Origin of the sequence: Streptomyces durocortorensis (assembly GCF_016901035.1) — a bacterium.
GTDB classification, from domain to species: domain Bacteria; phylum Actinomycetota; class Actinomycetes; order Streptomycetales; family Streptomycetaceae; genus Streptomyces; species Streptomyces durocortorensis.
In genome coordinates this window covers 1-3194 of record NZ_JAFEUF010000419.1, presented here as the reverse complement: position 1 = coordinate 3194, position 3194 = coordinate 1, and the positions used below count along the sequence as shown (strand labels likewise).

Annotated in this window: 3 protein-coding genes; 2 read left to right on the top strand and 1 reads right to left on the bottom strand. The window is 72.5% G+C overall.

Features of this window, described 5'->3' with window-relative positions; all coding sequences use genetic code 11:
- Positions 1–216 precede the first annotated feature (216 nt).
- Positions 217–1083 (bottom strand): DUF3109 family protein, encoded by an 867-nt coding sequence (locus tag JS521_RS34825; protein WP_205086866.1) that lies wholly within the window; start codon positions 1081–1083, stop codon positions 217–219.
- A 39-nt stretch (positions 1084–1122) separates the two neighbouring features.
- Between JS521_RS34825 and JS521_RS34820 the strand changes: the two genes are divergently transcribed.
- Positions 1123–2073, top strand: a complete 951-nt coding sequence (locus tag JS521_RS34820; RefSeq protein WP_205086865.1) for a Ppx/GppA family phosphatase — start codon at positions 1123–1125, stop codon at positions 2071–2073.
- A gap of 142 nt (positions 2074–2215) precedes the next feature.
- Complete coding sequence (locus JS521_RS34815) at positions 2216–3052, top strand: sugar phosphate isomerase/epimerase family protein (RefSeq protein ID WP_205086867.1); 837 nt, start codon at positions 2216–2218, stop codon at positions 3050–3052.
- Positions 3053–3194: the final 142 nt, after the last annotated feature.

Genomic DNA, 3194 nt, shown 5'->3' with positions numbered 1-3194 from the left:
GACCCCACGGACCCGCCGGACCCGACCGATCCGCCCGACCCCACGGACCCGCCCGAACCGTCGCCGGACCCGACCGACCCGAGCCCCACGGACCCGGCTCCGACCGACCCCGGCCCCACCGACCCGGACCCGACGGGCTGAGGACAGCCGCCCGACAGGCCGAGGACAACAGACGACGGGGCCCGGGGGCTCAGCGCCCCCCTGGGCCCCGGTCTGTCAGCGCTTCTTCTTCGAAGGCTCGGGCAGCGGCGGGTCCGCCGGGTGCGGGGCCATCGGCAGCAGCGACGACAGCCGCTCCTCGCACAGCTGGACCAGCCGGTCGTACCCCTCCTTGCCCATCAGCTCGATCAGCTCCGGGCGGTAGGACACGTACACCGGGTCACCGGCCCCGTGCGCCGAGGTGGCCGAGGTGCACCACCAGTGCAGGTCGTGGCCGCCCGGCCCCCAGCCCCGGCGGTCGTACTCCCCGATCGTCACCTGGAGCACCCGGGTGTCGTCGGGCCGGTCGATCCAGTCGTACGTCCGCCGCACCGGCAGTTGCCAGCAGACGTCCGGCTTGGTCTCCAGGGGCTCCTTGCCCTCCCGCAGCGCCAGGATGTGCAGCGAGCAGCCCGCCCCGGCGGCGAACCCCGGCCGGTTCTGGAAGATGCAGGAACCCTCCCAGCGGCGCGTCTGGCGCTCGCCGTCCTCGTCGACGCCGACCCAGCCCGTCTCCGTACCGACGTCGTGGAACTGCCACAGCTCGGGGGTGAGCCGTGCCACGTTCTCGGCGACCCGCTTCTCGTCGTCCTCGTCGGAGAAGTGCGCGCCCAGCGTGCAGCAGCCGTCGTCGGCGCGGCCCGCCTGGATGCCCTGGCAGCCGCTGCCGAAGATGCAGGTCCAACGGGACGTCAGCCAGGTCAGATCGCAGCGGAAGACCTGTTCGTCGTCGGCCGGGTCGGGGAACTCCACCCAGGCCCGGGCGAAGTCGAGGCCCTTCTCGTCGGACGGGTCCGGTCCTTTCGCCTCCGGCTGTGACGCCTGCTTGTTCGACTTCGGCTTCTTCGTGGCTTTGTCCTGCTTAGCCTTTTTCGTCTTTGGCACGCGCCCAGAGTAGGTCCATCGGAGCAGTAGCGTTCCCCTATGAGACTCGGAGTCCTCGACGTGGGATCGAACACGGTTCACCTGCTGGTGGTAGACGCCCACCCCGGCGCCCGCCCGCTGCCCGCGCACTCGCACAAGGCCGAGCTCCGGCTCGCCGAACTGCTCGACGAGACCGGCGCGATCGGCCCCCTCGGCATCGACCGGCTCGTCGCGACGATCGCCGGCGCCGTCCAGGCCGCCGAGGACAAGGGGTGCGAGGACGTGCTCCCGTTCGCCACCTCCGCCGTGCGCGAGGCGACCAACGCGGACCAGGTGCTGGAGCGGGTACGGATCGAGACCGGCGTCGACCTCGCCGTCCTCAGCGGCGAGGAGGAGGCCCGGCTCACCTTCCTGGCCGCCCGCCGCTGGTTCGGCTGGTCGGCGGGCAAGCTCCTCGTCCTGGACATCGGGGGCGGCTCCCTGGAGATCGCCTTCGGCATCGACGAGGAGCCCGACACCGCCGTCTCCCTGCCGCTCGGTGCGGGCCGCCTCACCGGCGCCTGGCTGCCGGACGACCCGGCCGACCCGGAGCAGGTCAGGGCGTTGCGCCGGCATGTACGGACCAGCATCGCGCGGACGGTGGGCGAGTTCAGCCGGGCCGGCCGCCCGGACCACGTCGTCGCCACCTCCAAGACCTTCAAGCAGCTCGCCCGGATCGCCGGAGCCGCCCGCTCCACCGAGGGCCTGTACGTCCAGCGCTCGCTGAGCCGCAAGGCCCTGGAGGACTGGGTGCCCAAGCTGGCGGCGATGACCGTCGAGGAGCGCGGCAAGCTCCCCGGGGTCTCCGAGGGCCGGGCCCCTCAGCTGCTCGCCGGGGCGCTGGTGGCCGAGGGCGCGATGGACCTGTTCGGCGTCGAGGAGCTGGAGATCTGTCCCTGGGCCCTGCGCGAGGGCGTGATCCTGCGCCGCCTCGACCACCTCCCGACGGAACGGGCCGCGCTGCCCGGATGAGGTGAGGCGAGGTGAGGCGGGACCGTACGGGACGCGCCACTTCGATGACGTACGGTCACGGCCCCATGGCCCTGATCACTTTCGGCCAGGACCACTCGGAGTGGCGCATCACTGCCCGTACGCTGTCCAGGTGGCAGAACCAGTGGTGCGCATCCCCGATGCGAAGGTCGCCCTGTCAACGGCCTCGGTCTACCCCGAGTCCACCGCGACGGCCTTCGAGATCGCCGCGCGCCTCGGGTACGACGGCGTCGAGGTCATGGTCTGGACCGACCCCGTCAGCCAGGACATCGAGGCCCTGCGCCGGCTCTCCGACTACCACCGGGTGCCGATCCTCGCGGTGCACGCCCCCTGCCTCCTGATCACCCAGCGCGTCTGGTCCACCGACCCCTGGGTCAAGCTCCAGCGGGCGAGGGCCGCCGCCGAGAAGCTCGGCGCCTCCACCGTCGTGGTGCACCCGCCGTTCCGGTGGCAGCGCAACTACGCCAAGGACTTCGTGAGCGGGATCTGGCGGATGGCGGACGAGACGGACGTCCGGTTCGCCGTCGAGAACATGTACCCCTGGCGCTACCGGGACCGCGAAATGCTCGCGTACGCCCCCGACTGGGACGTCACCAACGACGACTACCGGCACTTCACGGTCGACCTCTCGCACACCGCGACCGCCCGCACGGAGGCGCTCGCCATGGTGGACCGGATGGGCGACCGGCTGGCCCACGTGCACCTGGCCGACGGCAAGGGCTCGGCCAAGGACGAGCACCTGGTGCCCGGCCGGGGCGACCAGCCGTGCGCGGAGCTGCTGGAGCGCCTGGCCCGTACGTCGTTCGACGGCCATGTCGTCATCGAGGTCAACACCCGCCGCGCGATGTCCTCCGCCGAACGCGAGGCCGATCTCGCGGAGGCGCTGGCCTTCACCCGCCTCCACCTGGCCACCGCCTCCGCCACGGCCGACGACCCGTCCGCGAAGATCCACCGCCCGTGACCGAGGAGCCCGACCGGCGGCCCCTGGCCGGGGAGCCCGATCCACCGCCCGTGAGCGGCGAGTCCGAACCGCCGCCTGCGAACGGCGAGTCCGAACCGTCGCCCGCGACCGAGGGCGACGGCGACGGCGCACCCACCCCCCC

What these genes read in the sequence shown, in the direction of transcription:
- JS521_RS34820 (WP_205086865.1), top strand. Translation starts at nt 1,123, where the DNA reads ATGAGACTCGGAGTCCTCGACGTGGGATCGAACACGGTTCACCTGCTG.